This window comes from Mobiluncus curtisii ATCC 43063 (genome assembly GCF_000196535.1).
In the GTDB taxonomy this organism is placed as follows: Bacteria; Actinomycetota; Actinomycetes; order Actinomycetales; family Actinomycetaceae; genus Mobiluncus; species Mobiluncus curtisii.
This window is the reverse complement of sequence record NC_014246.1, coordinates 573,532-591,703: the sequence shown is the minus strand read 5'-3', so window position 1 is coordinate 591,703 and position 18,172 is coordinate 573,532. Positions and strand designations below refer to the sequence as shown.

Annotated in this window: 16 protein-coding genes; 8 read left to right on the top strand and 8 right to left on the bottom strand. The window is 53.5% G+C overall.

Going from position 1 to position 18,172, the window contains the following annotated elements; all coding sequences use genetic code 11:
* Position 1: 1 nt before the first annotated feature.
* A complete protein-coding gene (panC, locus tag HMPREF0573_RS02520) occupies positions 2–838 on the top strand; it encodes a pantoate--beta-alanine ligase (protein ID WP_013188802.1) in 837 nt (278 codons plus the stop codon).
* A gap of 160 nt (positions 839–998) precedes the next feature.
* Here panC and HMPREF0573_RS02515 read toward each other — a convergent pair whose 3' ends face one another.
* A complete protein-coding gene (locus HMPREF0573_RS02515; protein WP_004008002.1) occupies positions 999–1,262 on the bottom strand; it encodes a hypothetical protein in 264 nt (87 codons plus the stop codon).
* A 130-nt stretch (positions 1,263–1,392) separates the two neighbouring features.
* Between HMPREF0573_RS02515 and lysS the strand changes: the two genes are divergently transcribed.
* Together lysS and gluQRS are read left to right on the top strand one after the other, a co-directional pair.
* Positions 1,393–2,958, top strand: a complete 1,566-nt coding sequence (gene lysS / locus HMPREF0573_RS02510) for a lysine--tRNA ligase (protein ID WP_013188801.1) — start codon at positions 1,393–1,395, stop codon at positions 2,956–2,958.
* Between the two features lie 49 nt (positions 2,959–3,007).
* Complete coding sequence (gene gluQRS, locus HMPREF0573_RS02505) at positions 3,008–3,910, top strand: tRNA glutamyl-Q(34) synthetase GluQRS (RefSeq protein ID WP_013188800.1); 903 nt, start codon at positions 3,008–3,010, stop codon at positions 3,908–3,910.
* A 72-nt stretch (positions 3,911–3,982) separates the two neighbouring features.
* On the opposite strand, the gene HMPREF0573_RS02500 is transcribed toward gluQRS, so the two are convergent.
* From HMPREF0573_RS02500 to sqr, 5 genes are all read right to left on the bottom strand, one after another.
* Complete coding sequence (locus HMPREF0573_RS02500) at positions 3,983–4,555, bottom strand: DsrE/DsrF/DrsH-like family protein (RefSeq protein WP_004008005.1); 573 nt, start codon at positions 4,553–4,555, stop codon at positions 3,983–3,985.
* 21 nt (positions 4,556–4,576) lie between these two features.
* The gene (locus HMPREF0573_RS02495; RefSeq protein ID WP_041797899.1) at positions 4,577–6,265 is read right to left on the bottom strand and encodes a TusE/DsrC/DsvC family sulfur relay protein; all 1,689 of its coding nucleotides are present in this window, start codon (positions 6,263–6,265) and stop codon (positions 4,577–4,579) included.
* A 104-nt stretch (positions 6,266–6,369) separates the two neighbouring features.
* Positions 6,370–7,521 carry an NAD(P)H-dependent glycerol-3-phosphate dehydrogenase gene (locus HMPREF0573_RS02490; RefSeq protein WP_081458833.1) on the bottom strand — a complete coding sequence of 384 codons (1,152 nt, stop codon included), beginning with the start codon at positions 7,519–7,521 and terminating at the stop codon, positions 6,370–6,372.
* Between the two features lie 72 nt (positions 7,522–7,593).
* Positions 7,594–8,163 (bottom strand): DsrE/DsrF/DrsH-like family protein, encoded by a 570-nt coding sequence (locus HMPREF0573_RS02485; RefSeq protein WP_041798126.1) that lies wholly within the window; start codon positions 8,161–8,163, stop codon positions 7,594–7,596.
* A 71-nt stretch (positions 8,164–8,234) separates the two neighbouring features.
* Positions 8,235–9,956 (bottom strand): type III sulfide quinone reductase, selenoprotein subtype, encoded by a 1,722-nt coding sequence (sqr, locus tag HMPREF0573_RS02480; protein WP_013188796.1) that lies wholly within the window; start codon positions 9,954–9,956, stop codon positions 8,235–8,237.
* Between the two features lie 199 nt (positions 9,957–10,155).
* Between sqr and HMPREF0573_RS02475 the strand changes: the two genes are divergently transcribed.
* Both HMPREF0573_RS02475 and HMPREF0573_RS02470 read left to right on the top strand, forming a co-directional pair.
* Positions 10,156–11,547, top strand: coding sequence for a MurT ligase domain-containing protein (locus HMPREF0573_RS02475; RefSeq protein ID WP_236589774.1), 1,392 nt, complete (start codon positions 10,156–10,158; stop codon positions 11,545–11,547).
* Entirely contained in the window at positions 11,544–12,383 is an 840-nt protein-coding gene (locus HMPREF0573_RS02470) for a type 1 glutamine amidotransferase (protein WP_013188794.1), read from the top strand. Before HMPREF0573_RS02475 ends, HMPREF0573_RS02470 begins: the two co-directional genes overlap by 4 nt.
* On the opposite strand, the gene HMPREF0573_RS02465 is transcribed toward HMPREF0573_RS02470, so the two are convergent.
* Together HMPREF0573_RS02465 and HMPREF0573_RS02460 are read right to left on the bottom strand one after the other, a co-directional pair.
* Positions 12,376–12,951: an NYN domain-containing protein gene (locus tag HMPREF0573_RS02465; protein WP_004008012.1), complete on the bottom strand. Its 576-nt coding sequence runs from the start codon at positions 12,949–12,951 to the stop codon at positions 12,376–12,378. The genes HMPREF0573_RS02470 and HMPREF0573_RS02465 overlap by 8 nt on opposite strands.
* Positions 12,952–13,139: 188 nt before the next feature.
* Complete coding sequence (locus HMPREF0573_RS02460; RefSeq protein WP_236589766.1) at positions 13,140–15,185, bottom strand: TPM domain-containing protein; 2,046 nt, start codon at positions 15,183–15,185, stop codon at positions 13,140–13,142.
* Positions 15,186–15,362: 177 nt separating this feature from the next.
* Between HMPREF0573_RS02460 and HMPREF0573_RS02455 the strand changes: the two genes are divergently transcribed.
* From HMPREF0573_RS02455 to HMPREF0573_RS02445, 3 genes are read left to right on the top strand one after another with little or no spacing between them, the layout of a single operon-like run.
* Positions 15,363–15,740, top strand: a complete 378-nt coding sequence (locus tag HMPREF0573_RS02455; RefSeq protein ID WP_004008014.1) for a cold-shock protein — start codon at positions 15,363–15,365, stop codon at positions 15,738–15,740.
* Positions 15,741–15,792: 52 nt separating this feature from the next.
* Entirely contained in the window at positions 15,793–16,611 is an 819-nt protein-coding gene (locus tag HMPREF0573_RS02450) for a DUF3027 domain-containing protein (protein ID WP_013188792.1), read from the top strand.
* A 53-nt stretch (positions 16,612–16,664) separates the two neighbouring features.
* The gene (locus HMPREF0573_RS02445) at positions 16,665–18,161 is read left to right on the top strand and encodes an NCS2 family permease (protein WP_013188791.1); all 1,497 of its coding nucleotides are present in this window, start codon (positions 16,665–16,667) and stop codon (positions 18,159–18,161) included.
* Positions 18,162–18,172: the final 11 nt, after the last annotated feature.

The following is an 18,172-nucleotide window of genomic DNA, read 5'->3' as shown; positions in this document are numbered from 1 at the left end:
CATGGAATTACTGAAAACCCGAGAAGAATTGGCGACCTGGCGCAAAGGTATTCAGGGCAAACTTGGTCTGGTCATGACGATGGGAGCCCTGCACGAAGGGCATTTGGATTTAGTACGTGCCGCGAAAGCCCAGGCAGATACCGTGCTGGTGACGGTGTTCGTCAACCCCACACAGTTCGCGCCCGGTGAGGACTACGACACTTACCCTCGTGACCTGGCAGGGGACGCCGCCAAGCTTCAAGAAGTCGGGGCAGACGCCCTGTTTGCGCCTACCCCTGAGGTCATGTATCCATCCGGTGAGGCACTGGTCCGCTTTGATCCCGGACACGCCGCCACAATCCTAGAAGGCAAGACTCGCCCTACCCATTTTGCTGGAGTGCTGCTGGTGGTGGGCAAGATGTTCCACCTGACTCGTCCCGATGTGGCGGCTTTTGGTAAGAAAGACGCCCAACAACTCGCCATTATCTCGCAGATGGTTACCGACCTGGACTTCCCTTTGACTATTTTGCCGGTGGAAATCCGCCGGGAACCCGACGGTCTGGCCTTGAGCTCGCGCAACCGCTACTTGTCCCCGCAGGAACGCGACACTGCTTTAAACCTTTCCCAGGCTCTGCAGTGGGGGAGAGAAAACGCCTCTCGTCTTGGTGCGAGCGATTTGGCAGCTAAGGTGCGGGAACGTCTCACAGCGGTGCCCGGCATAGACGTGGATTATGTCGCCTTGGTGAACCCGACAGGGTTCGTGCCGATTACCGGCGAATTTCACGGTGCGGCAATCTTGGCACTGGCGGCGAAGGTCGGTTCTACTCGACTGATTGACAACATGGACGTGCAACTTTAGAGGTCACAAGGGTCCTGCCGCGCCTTTCTGGGGTAGTAAACGTCTATGGTGGTTGCGGGAGAAATCGCTCGAAGCGGACTCCTCGCGGGGTGCACGTGGACAGGGAACTCATCCTGTTTGATTAATTCCGGGTGCGCCTGCGTTTTGCAGTCGCACCCGCTTACTCAATGTGCAAGAACAGCTGTTCCAGGTGTTTGATATTTTCTACTCGCTCCGGTTCACTGGCCTCGGCGGTACCCTGCAAACTGGAAACCATCAGGGCGAAAGAAGCCCTGTCTAAGCGGCGTGAGGACTCGTTCAGCTTGGAAATCAATACGCTCGCGTCTGCATCAGTGTCGAGGAGGCTGATAACCTCATCTAAGGACTGTTTAGCTTCGTTCAGCCGGGTGGAAACAGTCATTTTGTCAGCGGCGGAAAGTTGCATCGCATCCCCTAAACATCTTGATTGACTTCTTGGGGCAATTTTACCCGGCGCAAACCCGCCGAGGAACCGGTTGAAAAGGGTAAAAACCCTTACTGAACAACGCGACCGGGGAATGGTCTAGACTAGAACGGTGGCTGAAAAAGAAAACAAAACTGAGAATGTAAACCCAGCGCCTGTGGCGAGCGACGAGGAAACGTATGCTGCCGAGGCTCCTGAACAGATCCGAATCCGCGCGGAGAAACGCGCCAAGATGCTGGCAGAAGGCAAAAATCCCTATCCGGTTCACGTGGATATAACCACCACCATTTCTGAAGTTCGTGAAAAATACTCGGATTTGCAGGCAGGGGAAGAAACCGCAGAATTTGTCGGCTTGGCAGGGCGGGTTCGTCTGATGCGCTCCAGTGGCAAGTTGGCTTTCGCCACCCTGCAAGAGGGCAATGGTTCCACCATTCAAATCATGATTAGCGAACGGGAAGTCGGTCCGGAATCAATGTCCGCTTACAAAGCGGAGGTTGATTTGGGCGACCACCTGTTTGTCCACGGTCGGGTCATCAGCTCCAAACGTGGAGAGCTGTCCATTTTTGTGGATTCTTGGCAGCTGACCTGTAAAGCCTTGCGCCCCCTGCCGAAATCGTACATAAACGAGGCTGGTGAAGAAGTTTCCCTGAGCGAGGATATGCGGGTTCGCCGGCGTGACCTGGATATGATTATGCGTCCCGCTGCCCGCGACATGGTACGTAACCGGTCTCGCGTGGTACAGACACTGCGTCGCTACCTGGATGAACACGACTACATCGAAGTCGAAACCCCGATGCTGCAAACCCTGCACGGCGGGGCTGCCGCCCGTCCTTTTGTGACCCATATGAACGCCTACGATACGGAGCTCTATCTGCGTATCGCCCCGGAACTGTTCCTCAAGCGTTGCCTGATTGGCGGAATAGACAAGGTCTTTGAAATCAACCGGAACTTCCGCAACGAAGGTGCGGATTCTTCGCACTCTCCTGAATTTACGATGCTGGAAGTGTATTGCGCTTACGGAGACTACCACCAGATTGCTCGCCTGACTCAGGAAATGATTCAGCGCTGCGCACGGGACGTGTTCGGCACCGAAGTCGTAACTTTGAGCGATGGAACCGAATTCGATTTATCCGGGGAATGGAAGTGGATTGACCTCTACGGTTCCCTGTCTGAAGCGCTGGGGCAGGAAGTCACGGTGCGGACTCCGAAAGATGCCTTGGTCGCATTGGCAGATCGGCTCGGCATTGAGCTGGAACCCTACTATCCCTCCGGGAAAATCGTAGAAGTTCTGTGGGAAGAACTGGTTGGCGATAAATTGTGGGAACCGACTTTTGTGTGCGATTTCCCCGAAGACACTTCGCCCTTGGTAAAGACACACCCCGATAAGCCCGGTCAGGTACAAAAGTGGGATTTGATTATACGTGGCTTTGAAGTTGCCACTGGATATTCCGAGTTGAATGACCCGGTGGTACAGCGAGCGCGCTTTGAACAGCAGGCTTTGGATGCTGCCAATGGAGATCCGGAGGCCATGGAAGTGGATGAAGACTTCCTCATCTCTATGGAACAGGGGATGCCTCCCGCAGGTGGTATGGGAATGGGTCTCGATCGTCTGCTGATGACCTTGACCGGGTCGGGAATCCGCGAAACTATTACATTCCCGCTGGTTAAGCGGGTTTAACGTGAGTCGCGGTGGCTTCGGTCGGTTTGCTCCTAGCCCGTCAGGAGTCATGCATTTCGGGAATCTGCGCACCGCGGTAGCAGCGTATCTGTTCGCTAAATCCAGTGGGCGCGAATTCCTGGTGCGAATAGAGGACATTGACACCGGACGCTCCCGTCCCAGTTTTGCTGCACAATCCTTGGCAGATTTGGCGGCATTGGGCATAGTGAGCGACAGGAGGGTCGTCTACCAATCACAGCGCCACCAGTTGTACCAAGTCGCCTTGGAACAGTTGGTACAAAAAGGTCTGGTTTATGAATGCTACTGTTCGCGGGCAGATATCGCGGCAGCTGCCAGTGCGCCGCACGGGAAACCAGGAATTTATCCGGGAATCTGCCGGGACCTGAGTGATTCTGAACGGGAGGCTAAACGGACCGCACTGGCAGCGCAAGGTCGCCAACCGGCATTGCGTTTGCGGGCGCCACAAGGAGTGGAATATACGGTAAAAGATTCTCTGTTGGGGCCACTGACTGGTCTGCTTCACGATTTCGTATTGCGACGCACCGATGGGGATTGGGCTTATCAGCTGGTCGTGGTGGTGGACGACATCAATCAGGGCGTGGATCAAATCGTGCGAGGGGCTGACTTGGCTTCCAGCGCCCCGGTGCAGGCCTGGCTGACCGAAATTTTGGGTGGCTATCCTGCCGCCTATGCTCATGTGCCACTGGTCATGAATGCGCAAGGGCAGCGTTTGGCAAAGCGAGATAAATCCGTGACTCGCCCGGAACTGAACGCGCTGGGGTGGTCTGATCAAAAGATTCTCTTGAAGGTTTTAGAAACATTGGGATGGTCGGCAGCGAAAACTGACGCAACCGCACTGCTGACCCTCCCTACAGAGGAAATCCTGAACCACGCTCTCGCGAGTTGGAGTCCGGAAAATCTACCCGCGGAACCGGTCATTTTTCACCCCTAAGCGGCGGCAGCAACAGCGCTCGATTCGGGACTGGGTCAGCGCTCAAGAGTGCGAGGAGAGTAAACCAGGAGATTAGATAAAAATAATCTGTGCGTCTTCCGATTTCTTAATAAAATCAGGGGCGGTGATAATCCCAGAAACCCCCTTGAACATCATGTTCTGGCGCAGCTCCATGAGATCAACGGTCATTTTGCATCCCCACAGATGACCGCCCATTTCGACAATCTGTTCTAACAAGTCGCGCACGGGAGGGATACCGTTCTTTTCAAGCATTTTGTTCATGTACCAGGTGGCGAGATGCGTGGCACCCGGCAGATTTCCAAAGCTCGGGGGCAGGTAGCGTTTCCCCCAACCGGGACGAAATTTTTCCAAAAGGGGAAGGTGCAGAGCTGTATTTCCTTGCATAGTGAATTTTAGGGAGTCCATGGTGCGTTTCGTGATAATGTCCAAACCCCAGAAAGTAAAGAAAATATTGACGTCCACTTTTTCGGTAAGCGCTGCGATGGACATAATTAGCGCCGGGTAAGCCATGTCGAGGTTTCCTTTGGAACAGATAAATGCCATCTTGCGTTTTTCCATGTGCAACAATGGCTCAGATACGCGCCAGAAATCCTGGTCAAAAAAATCAGGTGCAGATTTTTCCATAGATCAATATCCTTCCGGCACTTAGATACAGCCTAGGGGCTTCGGAATACCAGCTACGTAGCAGATGAGTTTATTTGGCTTGGATGGGAACAGCTCGAACAGTTCTGCAATTGGGAAGTGTCCCGCCATTTCCATACGGCGCAGAGAGGGACTGACGTGGTATTTGACAAAACTCTGTCGGGCAAATTCGATGACTTCCCAATGTCGGGGGGTCATTTCCAAGTTAATCGCTCGCGCCAAATCAGTCCCGACCGCGCGGGTCCATTGACATGGATTCGTCATAAAGCCCTCCGCGTCCACGTCAATACTCCTGCCTCCGGCTTCGTGGAGGACGGGTATTTTCAGAACTTTTGTGGAAAATGCCGCGGCAAGACAGGCGTTAGGGCGACGTTTCCAGGTGGGGGCGATTAAACTGTCGGCGTCTGGGGTCGTGTCTGGAGCAGACAGCGGAGTAGTGCCGTCGGGGCGTAAGCCCCAGCGCCTAAAATCCTTACCGAAAAGCTGTATATGAGAGAATCTGTCAAAAACACGCAGACCTGCCATGAACGCGCTATAGAACACGAACAGGAGCCGTTTTGCGAGGTGGTTTCTCCGTGTCTGTTTCAGCAACGACAGGGGACCCAGGCGAGGAAAAAACCAGTTTCCAGTTACTGCTGGTACGGTGTAGGAACGATCAATTACGGTAGCCTGATTGTAACCGGTGTCGATAATGCACATCGCGTGACCATCATAACGCCGCATCATTGGCCTACCAGCTATGTAGTCAAGTAAGTTAGAAACTAATACCCTAGATTGATATACGCACGCAGATCCAGATTTGGAAGTTGGCAAATCGGCAGTGTCACCAATGACAAAAATATCGGGGTATTCACGATGCTGCAGTGTTTCTAAATCTGGATGCACAAATCCCATTTCATCGCCCAGCTTGGAATCCACGATGAATTGCTGACCTCGCATGGGAGGAACGGTCACCAGCATGTCGTAATCAATAGCCTTGCCGTCGTAGGCATACATCCGTTTTTCCGTTGCATCAATGTGGCGGACTACGAAGTCAGGCTGCACCTCGATGTCGCGCAGGCGCAACAGGTTAGAAAGATTCCGAGCAGCGATAGATTGCTCGAAAACCTGGGATTGCGGGGTAACTATCGTAATTTCGATGTCATCTCGGACCCGGTGGGTAAAGAAATAGTGATCGGCTTTCAGGGCGAACTCAATTGGGGCGACCGGGCAACGGATGGGGAATTCGGAGATATGCACGACGAGGTGACCGTGGGTAAAGGTCTGCAGCGCCCGGCGTAAACGTCGCGCCCAAGCCTGGGTATAGAAAGAATAGATCCCTGTGTTCAGGAGGGTTCCCTTCGCCATTCCCTCGACCAACTCAGGACGACACTCGCATCCTGTTGCCAAGACCAGGTAATCATAGGAAATTTGTTTGGCTTGGGTGATGACCATTTTTGCGACCGGGTCCACCGCGGTTACTTTATCCTGCAGGAAACGGATTCCAGGATGGAGGGTCTGCCGGCGCCGCCGCCACAGCAGAGGATTCGGAATTTTCCCAAAGGGTAATGCGACAAAACCCGGTTGATAATAATGCCGAGTGGAATAGTCGATGACGGTGATTTGGAACTCTTTACAATCTAACCGGCGCGCCAGCGAATTTGCGGTGACGGTGCCACCGGTACCTCCACCAATAATCACCACGTTTTTCATTCCAAGCCTCATTGCTTCGTGATTTCGCCATCGAATCCGTTCAGAATTCTAACGAAAATAATAGCGTGGCGGGAACTGTTGAGAGACCGATCCCTCGGTTTAATTTATTTTTTGAACCGTCTGACCAGCTTCTTCAGTCTCCACGAGAGACCAGATGCAGCGGGAGACCAATCCGAGTTCCACTTACCTTGCTGCGAGGCAGCAAAATTATCCGCGGGATAGGCGGGCAGGGCTGCCGAAACCAGAGTCTTGCGAATATCTACTTCTCCGCTAATGGCTTCGTCCACGGCGCGCAGCAGAGGCAGTTCGTCCAAAAGCTGCGGGCAGCGCTGCTCGATGAGTGTCATTGCCAACGGGGTGGAGTGTACCCCCTCGACCGTGTGCCCTGCCGCTTTCATTTCGGTTTCGGCTTCGTCCGGGTGCTCACCGCGCCCGAGACGCATCCCGAAAAACTTATTGCGGCCCGAAATGCCGGTAACTTCCAGGTCGCCTACTCCCGCCAGACCAATGGCAGATTCCGGGCGACCGCCCAAAGCTTCGCAAACCAGAGACATCTCGCGAATTGCCTGGGCAAACACGGCGGCGCGCAAGTTAGATTGTGGAGATCCGGTTGATTCCTGAATGCCCTCGGTCACTCCCAGGGCGATGGCGTAGCTGTTTTTCAAAGGAGCCAAGACCTCCACCCCGGTCGTATCTTCAGCTGGAAAAGCGCGGTAATAATCAGTGCGTACTGTCCGGGCATAGTGAATTGCAGCTCCGAAATCCTGGCAGGCGTACACCGTCGCGGTGGGTTCACTCAACGCGCATTGGCGGGCGATGACGGGACCTCCGATGGACACCAGAGTCGGTAGTTCGGCGCCATTTGCCACCGCAATCTGTTCCATTGCTTCTGCCAGCAAATGAACTTGACCCGCTTCATCCTTGACAAAGCCCTTCGTCAGTACCCAGACTGCCCGCACAAGGTCGAAATATGGCGCCAGACGTCTGGTGATATCGGGTAGACCTACTGCGGCAACACATATCGCCAGCACTTCCGCGCCTCTCACTGCCGCATCGAGGTGTTTGGCACGGTAGGTCTTAACCTGGGGTGCCAAGGGCACGTGAATCGCGGGGTGGGGTTGACCCTGAGCATATGCATCCAAAACGGCATCGTCGTATTCGGTTCCCCACATGGCTACGTCCCAGCCCGTGTCAACAAGTGGTCGGCAGAGCGCCGTACCCATCGCTGACGCTCCGATTACACATATCTTTGGCATTGCCCACCTCTCAAAACAAACGGCACCAAGCCACTTTACCGCACTGGTGACGGGGCGACCTACCCGGAAAACTTAGATAAAGATAATCTGTGCTCCCTCGGACATCTCGATGAAAGTATCAGCATCGACAATTCCTCGGACGCATTTGTGTAGATGACGCGGTGTCAGCTTCATCATGTCTGCCGAAAGTTTACATGCCCACAGGTTCGCCCCCAGTTGCGCAATCTGTTCAAGCATGTCGCGTACGGGCGGAATTTCCATCTTTTGCAGCTCATTTTTCATGTACCAGGTAGAAAGTTTCGTCATTCCCGGCAGGGCGCCAAACAATGGAGAAAAATGCATATCCCCTAATCCGGGATAATACTTTTCCAGTGTGGGAAAGTGTATGGCAGCGTTGCCTTGCATGGTGAACTTGAGTCGGTCCATCGTACGTTTATTGATTATGTCCAAGCCCCAGAAAGTAAAGAATACGTCCACGTGAACCCCCGCGTTGAGTGCGGAGTGAGCCATGATCAAGGCAGGGTATGCCATGTCGAGGTTGCCTTTGGAACAGATAAACGCCATCTTGCGGTCTACGTAGGTAATCTCGTCAGCTTCTCTGATTGAGTCAGCATTTGCGGGTGCGTCTGGTGGTGGAGTCATAATCCTGATCTTTGATGGTATGTTTCGTCTCTCGGAAGGTTCTGGAATCTGGTCAGTTAAGCTTGCCATTTTCACACGCATCCCACCGGTTTCGGAGCCCCTGCGAGGAAGGCTAACTTTTTCGCAGGCTTGGTTCCAAACATTTCAAAAACGGTTTTGACCTTGAATCCCCCTACCTTGGCAATCCGTCCCAAGGTTGGAGAGACGCCGTATTCTTCAAATTCGCGGCGGACAAAACGCACCACTTCCCAAGCAGCATCATCTAGCTCTATGTGCAAAGCCGCCGCTAAACCCTTGGCGACTTCGTCATTCCACTGTTCCGGATGAATCATGAAACCCTCATCGGTTACGTCAATAGGTATGCCGTTGACTTGATGCAATACTGGAATTTGGTTACTAGCGGCAGGAGTTGGCGGTTCACAGCTGGGGGTGGGATACGGAGCCACCTGAGGAGTCGGAGGAGCCACCTTGACCACGGGAACCCGAACTTGTGGAGAGGGAGATACTGCTTGACGTGGCTTCGGAGGAAGCGCTGTGACTCCATCATCACGCAGACCCCACCGAGCAAAGTCCTTGCCAAATCTAGGCATGTTACGAGGTAGCAGCAGCGGAAGACCGCGCACCAAGAGACCCCAATAAGCGAAATAGAACCCTATTTTAGCCAAGTGGTTGAAATGAGTTTCTTTCAGCAGGCTTAGCGGTCCCACCAGGGGGAGGGGAAACTTGCCCGTGACTGGTTGTACGTCATAGTTAAAGTCGAGCAACAGCGCCTTGTGAAATCCCGACTCAATAAAGCAAGTGACGTGTCCATCAAAAGATTCCGTCAAGGGTTTGCCGCGTAAGTAATTGAGGAAATTCGGCACGAAAGTCTTGGCTTGGAAATGAGTCACTGCGCCGGCCTTGGAAGTGGGAAAATCTCCCGCGTCGCCCAGCACGAAAATATCCGGGTAGGCGGTGGATTGCAAAGTGTGCTTATTCACGGAAACATAGTTGGAGTCATTTCCCAAGCCAGAATCAGCGATGTATTGCTGACCCATGGTCGGAGGGGTCGTCACCAGTAAATCAAAGGGGATTTCCCGCCCGTCGTAGCCAATCAGAACTTTGCGTTTCGGGTCGAGGTATTCAACGTTAAAGTCGGTTTCCAATTCGATGTCACGATGACGTAACAGCTCTCCGAGCTGTGCTTTGGCTACGGGTCTAGTAAAAGCCCCGTCCAGCGGGGTGACGAAAGTGATATCTATGTCTAAACGGCGTCTGCGCATGAAAAAGAACCAATCCGCCAAGAGCGCGAATTCCAGCGGAGCTACGGGGCACTTGATGGGCATCTCGGAGATGTGCACGACTAGATGCCCGCGCTTGAATTGCTGCATCGCCCGGTGCAGACGGACTGCGCCACCCAAGCTGTAAAAGTCATAGACGGATTTGCGCCACACCCTGGGGTCGCTCATTCCCGGCACTTGGTCGGGGCGGATGGTGCATCCCGTGGCAATTATGAGGTAATGGTAAGGGATAATCTGACTTCCAAGTTCTATGGTTTTAGCCACCGGATCCACTCGTTTGATGGTATCCATGAGGAAACGCACTCCCCTAGGCAAGAAATGCGAACGAGGTTTCACGACGCGGCGGGGTTTATACAGACCGAAAGGTATAAAGAGGTATCCCGGCTGGTAGTGATGGTTATTGTCGCGGTCCACTACCGTGATGCGGTATTCATGGGCAGGAAGTTTTCTGTACAGGCGATTAGCTACGGTTGACCCGGCAGTGCCGCCGCCGAGGATGACGATTTCCTGCATGGTATTCTCCTTTGACTTCTTCGCCCAAAGCGTTTTGTAATAAATCGTTAGCTGTCGCAGAATTCGCTGTTATATCAATAGACTTGCATGTTACTGTTAGGTAGTATGCAGGGCTGTATGAGATTGTTTTTGATATTGCCCTTAGAATTGTTACGTGAGTTCATCCGTTTCTTCCTCAGACCTAAACAGTCTATCGGTCCTGCCTTGGAAAGGTCGACTGAATTTTCGTGATCGCCTCGCATTAGCGGCGGGCAGAGGTGCGGCGTGGCTGTCCCGAGTCACCCGGCGAGGCAGCGGTGGCATGATTGGTGGTCGGGTAGCGTTGCGGCTGCAGCCTAAGATTCTGGAGCATTTGGCGGCAGATCGGCTTGTTGCTTTGGTCACGGGTACTAATGGGAAAACAACAACTACGCGAATGCTCAGCGAAGCAGTCCGGGCGGGAGGTGTAGCTGTAGCTTCAAACCGTGGCGGAGATAACATGACTCCCGGAGTTGTCGCGGCTTTGATGTCGAATCCGCGGGCTGGCGTGGCGATTCTGGAAATTGATGAAATGCACCTGGAGCTGATTGCGAAAGCAACTCGCCCGCGGGTTATCGTGTTGTTGAACCTCTCACGTGATCAACTGGATCGAGTGGGGGAAATCGCAGTTATTGAAAAACGCATCCGTCGCGCTGTCGATGAAAATCCACAAGCTTACGTGGTCGCCAATGTGGATGATCCTCTGATGACCTCGGCAGCTTGGGATAGCGCGCATCCTGTCTGGGTCGCGGCAGGCAAAGGCTGGAATGGAGACTCCTTGACAGCGCCTCGAACCGGCGGAGCTATTATTTATTCTCCGGATGAATCGGACGCGACCACTGGAAAACCACCTGAACTAGCTTCCGGTCTCGACCGGGACGTGTCGTGGCGCTCGGTTCCAGTCGAGGAACTGCTGGCTCATGAGGTGCCTTGGGACAAGCCCCCGACCCAGTCTGAGTTTGCTCGGCCTCACCCGAAGTGGATTTGGAAAGCCGAGAGCTACCAGCCCGGTGTTCCTGTGCAGCTAATCGATACCGGCAGTGGGCAGGAAACAACCGCGACGATACAGCTCCCCGGTCGAGCAAATCGTGGCAATGCCCTGCAGGCTTTCGTGGCAGCGAGATTACTGGGCGTGGAGGTCTCCGCTGCTGCTACCGGTATCGCTCAAGTGAAAGATGTGGCAGGGCGTTACGCTAGTTTCAGCGTGGATGGGCGCCATGTGCGGATGCTGTTAGCAAAGAATCCGGCAGGATGGATGGAATCTCTGACGATGCTGAACCCGCAGGCTGAAATCATCGTGGGAGTCAACGGTCAAATTCCCGATGGAACCGATTTGAGCTGGCTGTGGGATGTGAATTTTGAATCTTTAAGCGGAAAAACCGTGGTCGCTACCGGCGAACGTGGCGCTGATTTACAGGTGCGTTTGAACTACGCCAACATTGAGACACGTTGGGCGTCGACAGTTTTGGATGCTATCGAGATGGTTGCGCCCGGTGAGGTTGATTTATTGTTGAACTACACAAGTTTCCGTGATGCACGGGCTGAATTTGTAGCGCGAGGGTGGTTGCAGTGAACGAATCGACGTTGCGTATCGGGATCTTAATGCCCGAAGTATTGGGTACTTACGGAGACGGCGGTAACGCGGTGGTGCTGGCGCATCGAGCCAAATTGTTGGGCTATCAATCTGAGATTGTTCACGTGAGCTGCACTGAGGCAATCCCGGAGAGCCTGGATATCTACACTTTGGGCGGTGGGGAAGACGTTGCGCAAACCATTGCCTCTCGCCGCCTCTTAACCGACCGCGGATTGGAACGAGCGGTACAAAAACAAAAACCCGTTCTCGCGATATGTGCAGCATTCCAGGTTCTAGGAACTTGGTACACGGACGCGGAAGGCAGACGCACCGAAGGGGCAGGATTGCTGGACGTGGTGACTCTGCCGCAAGGAGCGCGAGCTATCGGAGAATTAATCAATTCCCCGAGCGGTTTACCGTTGGAACGAGAACTGAGTGAACCCCTGACTGGTTTTGAGAATCACGGGGGCGCAACCCTCTTGGGTCGGGACGCATCCCCATTGGGATTCGTGACCTCTGGCATCGGTAACGGTCAGCCTGGGGTAGCTCCGGGACTGGCAGACGGCGCTAGTGCAGCAGCCGGTGTACAGCAGGGGCATGAAGTTAGCCGGGAGATTCCGGAGGGCTATCGTGCCACAGAGGACGGAAAAGCAATGGAAGGTTGTGTGCAGGGTTCTATCATTGCGACCTATTTGCACGGTCCGTGTTTGGCCCGGAATCCGCAGCTGGCTGACTTGCTGTTAGCCCGCGCCTTGAGAATTCCCCTGCCTCTGGCGGTACCGGAAATTCCTGGATTGCAACGTTTGCGTCAGGAACGTTTAGCCGCGATTAAATAAAATCTTCCGGGACAAATTCGCTCAGCTGGATAGCTCCGATACGGGGCAGCGGTGCATTGAAGGCATGAATCTCTCGTTCTAAATCCACGATTTTTAGACCGCTTTCCTCGAGAGTGCGCAATTCGCCGGAGAGGAATTCTTCAAACCCAACCACCGTAACGTCGTGGTCGTTGCGCAGCAGACTGCGCAATTGAGGTTCAAAATCACCATCGTGAGAAACTAATACCACATTTCCGTATTCTTGTTTGTCGATAGCTTCTAAAGTGCGCTGAATCCCCACGTCAACAACCTTTTCATCCCTTTCAGAAGCAAGCGGAATCGGCTGGTAATTCATCGCCAACAGGGCTTGGACAAACGTCATGGGCATGTGCGCGGACGCATTTAGAAAGAACAGCCCCTTGGTTTGACCCGGAAAGGTTTCCGAGACATAGTCGCGGACACGATCCCAGCGGGGGCGTTCGTCAGGGTCGGGACGGCGTCCCAAGACGCTCAGCCCTAAGGTGGCGTCGATGTTTTCTCCATCGACTAAAAGGTAAGTCGTTTCTTCTTCAGGAATTTGCAGCTTCATTGAGTTTTTCTTTACTTACAGTATTTATCTTTAAATTTTCAAAATTTGAATAGCCGGGACTTCCAAAAGGTATCCCGATATTTTCAGACTTCTCAGCATCCTATAACTTTTTAACTATGGCGTTGGGCGGATAACTGCCCTAAAAACAGTTTTGACCCGGAAACCGGGTCAAAACAATTATCAGAGGACTATTTAGCTGGCGTGGGGAAAGCTTCCGGAATCCCACTGCCCAGCTGAATCAACATCTCTGCGCTTGTAGAAAGCATCGTCATCCCGATGAGCGGTCCTTGTGGGAGCTTCTCTCGCGCTTGGGCGATAAGTTGCTCGCAGCGTGCCAATTCCAGTTCAATCTGCGGGTCAATGCTATTGCGACGCAGCATTATATCTGTGCGCAGCAGCTCCAGATGCTGCTGCTCCCACTCTAAACGCAGCGGGAATTGTCCTTGTAACTGAGTCAAATCTTGCGCCAAAACCGAAGTGCCATAGATATTGAACAGGTTGGCTTGCAGACCACAGAGCTTGCTCAAAGCCTCGATGGGATCCCCTTCCCCGACCAGAGCCTTCTGGGCTTTTTCCATAGTTCGCAACGTAATGGCGATTTCCTGACCACTTGCTTCGGGATCATAGGTCCGGACGGTTTGCACATTCGCGTTCAATGTTTCCAACATGTTGGAGAGGTGCTCTTTGGTTTCAGATAGAAATGCACCGAGCTTGGTGATGTGTTCGAGGGCGAATTCGGTCTGAGTGATTGCTCGCTCAGAACCGCGCGCATAACGAATTGCAGTTTTGGCGTCCCCTTCTTGCAAACACTTTTGCCCGGACAAAATTCCCTTGTAGGCAGCTTTTAGTAGCCGTTTCGATTGACTTAGATTGGCGCTGGCATGACCCAGATTCGCCTGGGGATAGTCGGCTTCTAGCTGTTTTTCCACGATTTCAACCTGTGCCAAAGATTTCCGAGCTCGGTTCCAGGCAGCTGCCAACCGGTTGAGGGAAACCTCGACCTGGTCAGGATTGTAGCGACGCTTCGTGAATTCGAGTACCTCAGCGGACAGAGTCTGTTTAACCTGTTGAACCGAATCCTCAACTTGCCCGACTTCTTCGGAGCTGACTAAATCTGCTCCTGCAAGCCAGTTCATCAGGGCATTGGCTTGCTCTCGAGAGAAATCCAAGGTGGCGGCGAAGTTAGTGGTTTCCGCCGGTCCAAAGGCTTCCACGGAAGCGTGCAAGTCCTCTGCCGCCGCAAAAATCGCCTTGTTCAAATCGTGTACAGCGTTGAGACCCCGTTCGTAGCTGACCTCGCTTGCAGCGGCTGCTGCTTCATCGAAGAGCATCTCTGGCTCTGGATAGGTCGGGGCTTCCGGCTGAATCTGTTCCGGTGGTGCGGCTGTCGGCGCAGCTGCAACAAAGGTATCTGTCGGCACTGTTTCGGGGGTATCTCCAACCAGAGCAGGGGTCTCAAAAGTCGCGAAGGACTGAGTAGCGTTTTCCGGAGGTTCTGTTTCGGTGGCAGTCGCGGGGGCAAATGTCGCGTTGCCTTCAACCGCGCTGTCTTGATTGACTTTCTCAACCCGGTCAAACTTCGCACTGTCCTGAGGTTTCGCTGCTGTGCTGTAGGAATTCCGCCGATAAATCGCGATAGCCAAAGCCACTGCCACCAACATTGCCAAAATCAGCATGAGGATGAACCAGTTGTTGGTGGAACTTCCTGAAACGTCGGCGTTATCCGCGGGAGCTGCCGGACCAGATTTCGCCGACATGGCGAGATCCATCAACTGTTGGACGAAAGAACTCACTCCAGATGCGTAATCGCCGTTACTCAACTGATAAGGCAAAACCTGCATAGCCCGGTCGCCAGCCTGGGCACTATTGATAGCCGAACCAGCGGTAGAAGAAGCCGCAATCTCTCCGGCACCGTCGGCATTGGGATTATAGGCAATGGAGAGGAGATAAGAATTAGCTTGTAAATGCGAAAGTTGCATCGTTTTTTCGTTCCATTCGCGGGGAGAGAGCTCACCGAAATCAGGGACGATAGCGATATAGACCGACATGTTAAAATTCTTGGCGGCTTCAAGAGAACTCTTCACCTGGTAGATACCATCGTCGCCCAGCTTGTTATCGGGGTCGTAAATCTGACTGCTCGAAACATCCAGGGGATCAGCTGCGGGTTGGACAGCAGGAGAAGCCTGCGCGAAGTCCGCCGGAACGAACCCCGCCATCACTAAAATAAAACTCACCGCTATGAAACGAATTCTTGAGAACACAGTAACTTTGCTACTTTCTTCCAAACAGAACAAACGTCACCTACAACTTTATCTCAGCTGTGGCTTACAGTTAGACTGGTTGGGTTGAGAACTTTGCCGAAATCGTTAGATTTACGCGGTAAGTGAACCAAGATTTACAGAGGAGGACAAGTGCCGAGCGGGAAAGTGAAATGGTACGACGCTGTCAAAGGCTTTGGTTTTGTAGCTGGAGCCGACGGTGAAGAGGTATTTCTCCATGCCTCGGCTCTGCCTGAGAACGTGGTGGACCTGCACCCCGGTACCAAGGTTGAATACTCGGTAGTTGACGGCAAACGTGGTCGTCAAGCCATGAACGTAACCGTAGTTGAAAAACTTCCCTCCGTAGCGAAAGCACAACGTAAAAAAGCTGCTGATATGGTGCCTATTGTGGAGGATCTCATCCGGATTCTCGACGATGCCTCCGGAAATCTGCGACGGGGGAAATATCCCGAGAACGGGAAACAAATTGCCAAGATGCTGAAAATCGTGGCGCAGTCTTTCGAAGCATGAGCACCTCCAGAATGAATGAACTAAACCAAGAAGTGACACGAAGGAACTTTTGATGGCTCAAAAACAAACCCAGGCTACCAAGCCTGCGGAGACTTTGGAGCTTGACTCCGTACTAGCAAAACAGTCTGACCTGGCTCGTAACGCCCTAAAATCCATCACGAAAGACACCGAAGTGGGGGAGCACCTGCGGGTGGAAGCCACTGGTCAACGGTTGGTGACGCATTTTTTCCAGTGTCTGAAACCGGGATATAAGGGTTGGGTCTGGGCTGTCAGCCTGACCCGAGTTCCACACGGACGGATTGGGACAGTGTGCGAAACGGACCTGTTGCCGGCTGAAGGTGCCTTGCTGGCACCCCCGTGGATACCCTGGTCAGAGCGGTTGGAGCCCGGTGACTTGGGGCGAAAAGACCGCACTCCCTACAATCCCGACGATCCGAACCTTGACCAAGGATACGAAGCCACCGGGCAAGACGCTGACCAGCTGGCTCTGTGGGAATTGGGACTGGGACGCAAGCGGGTCCTGAACCGTGAGGGGCGCAATGCGGCGGTAAAACGCTGGCTGCGTGATGTACATTCGCGTACCGAGCTGGATCGTCACGGTAACCCGCCGGAAGACCCGTGCTCTACCTGCGGTTACCTTTGGAAAATCAGCGGTTCGCTCCGGCTGGAATTTGGTTTGTGCACCAATGCGTGGAGCCCTGACGACGGACACGTAGTGGCGATGGACCACACTTGTGGGGCACACTCCGAAACTGATGCGGATTTGACCCCCAGTACGTTACCGGTAGGACGGACCTTCCTGGATGACAAATCTTTGCAGGAACTCAATCCGGATGAGATTACCCTTTCGGGACAAACCGCGGATGCCTAAGCCTGTGACGTTGCGTTTTGGTTTATCCTCATGGAAACAGCTAGCGTTAAGCAGTGAGCAACAATACAACAAAAACTGCAAACAAATCCGCAAAGAAAACCGCTAAGAGTTCCGCCCGCACCAGCGACGGAATCGCAGGTTTTTTTGAACTCTCCGAGCGTAAATCTTCCGTAAGGCAAGAAATCCGCGGCGGTCTGGTGACCTTCTTCGCGATGGCTTACATCCTGGTCGTCAACCCCTCCATCCTGATTGCCGCAGCTGGCGCAGGTGGAGCTGAAAATGTCACCCCTGCCTCTATCGCGGCTGGAACTGCCCTGGTCGGAGGCTTGATGACCATCCTGATGGGGTTGGTAGCAAACTTCCCCCTGGCTCTGGCGGCTGGCATGGGACTGAATGCGATGGTGTCATTTACCCTGGTGCTTGGTCCCTTCGGGCTGTCCTTTGGCGAAGCGATGGGGCTTATCTTTTGGGAGGGCGTTGTCATCACGCTGCTGGTGGTCACCGGTTTCCGTGAAGCTGTCTTTAATGCCGTTCCCAGCCAGCTGAAAGTCGCCATCTCGGTCGGTATTGGTCTGTTTATCGCGCTGGTTGGTCTCATCAACGCGGGAGTCGTGCGTCCCGGCGGGACACCTGTTCAGCTTGGCATCGGTGGATCCTTTGCCGGCTGGCCGATGGTGGTATTCCTAGTCGGTTTCGTGGTGATTTTGGTTCTCTACATTCGCAAGGTTCAGGCTGCCATCCTCATTGGGATTGTGGTGTCCTCCGTTTTGGCGGTCATTCTCCAAGCAATTTTGAAAATCCCGCTGATGACTGACCAGACCGGCAAGGTCGTCAACGAAACTGGCTGGACCAAGAACGTCCCTGCTTTGCAGGGCTCGCCCGTGCAGCTTCCTGATTTTGCCACTTTCGGTCAGATTGACTTTTTCGGGGCGTTCACGAAGCTTCCGGTTATCTCAGTGCTACTGCTGATTTTCTCCCTGATGCTGGCAGACTTCTTTGACACGATGGGCACTATGGTCGGTGTCGGCGCAGCCGGCGGTTTGCTTGATGAGAAAGGCAACCCGCCGCGTACCTTCCAAATCCTGCTGATTGATTCTCTGGCAGCTATGGCTGGCGGTTTGGGCGGCGTGTCTTCGAACACGTCCTATGTGGAGTCAACCTCCGGCGTCGGTGCTGGAGCCCGTACCGGTTTGTCCTCCGTCGTAGTGGGGCTGTGTTTCTTGCTGTCCATGTTCTTTGCCCCGCTGGTAGAGCTGGTGCCGGCAGAAGCCTCGTCGACCGCCTTGGTCTTTGTGGGATTCTTAATGATGACTCAGGTGGCGGACATTGATTGGAAGAATGCTGAAAATGCAATTCCGGCATTCTTGACTATTGCCATGATGCCTTTCTCGTACTCGATTACTGCCGGTATCGGGTTTGGCTGCGTTGCTTTCATCATCATGAAGTTGGCGCGCGGTAAGTTGAAAGAGATTCACCCCTTGATGTGGGTCGTGGGTCTCTTGTTCGTTGTCTACTTTGCTCTGGGACCCATTCAGGCGTTGATTTCCTAACGGAGTTTCCC

Bases quoted from the DNA above. Each gene is read 5' to 3' on its own strand.
- HMPREF0573_RS02515 (WP_004008002.1), bottom strand. From the start codon at position 1,262: ATGCAACTTTCCGCCGCTGACAAAATGACTGTTTCCACCCGGCTGAAC.
- gluQRS (WP_013188800.1), top strand. From the start codon at position 3,008: ATGCATTTCGGGAATCTGCGCACCGCGGTAGCAGCGTATCTGTTCGCT.
- panC (WP_013188802.1), top strand. From the start codon at position 2: ATGGAATTACTGAAAACCCGAGAAGAATTGGCGACCTGGCGCAAAGGT.
- HMPREF0573_RS02495 (WP_041797899.1), bottom strand. From the start codon at position 6,265: ATGAAAAACGTGGTGATTATTGGTGGAGGTACCGGTGGCACCGTCACC.
- HMPREF0573_RS02500 (WP_004008005.1), bottom strand. From the start codon at position 4,555: ATGGAAAAATCTGCACCTGATTTTTTTGACCAGGATTTCTGGCGCGTA.
- HMPREF0573_RS02465 (WP_004008012.1), bottom strand. From the start codon at position 12,951: ATGAAGCTGCAAATTCCTGAAGAAGAAACGACTTACCTTTTAGTCGAT.
- HMPREF0573_RS02450 (WP_013188792.1), top strand. From the start codon at position 15,793: ATGGCTCAAAAACAAACCCAGGCTACCAAGCCTGCGGAGACTTTGGAG.
- sqr (WP_013188796.1), bottom strand. From the start codon at position 9,956: ATGCAGGAAATCGTCATCCTCGGCGGCGGCACTGCCGGGTCAACCGTA.
- HMPREF0573_RS02490 (WP_081458833.1), bottom strand. From the start codon at position 7,521: ATGCCAAAGATATGTGTAATCGGAGCGTCAGCGATGGGTACGGCGCTC.
- HMPREF0573_RS02485 (WP_041798126.1), bottom strand. From the start codon at position 8,163: ATGACTCCACCACCAGACGCACCCGCAAATGCTGACTCAATCAGAGAA.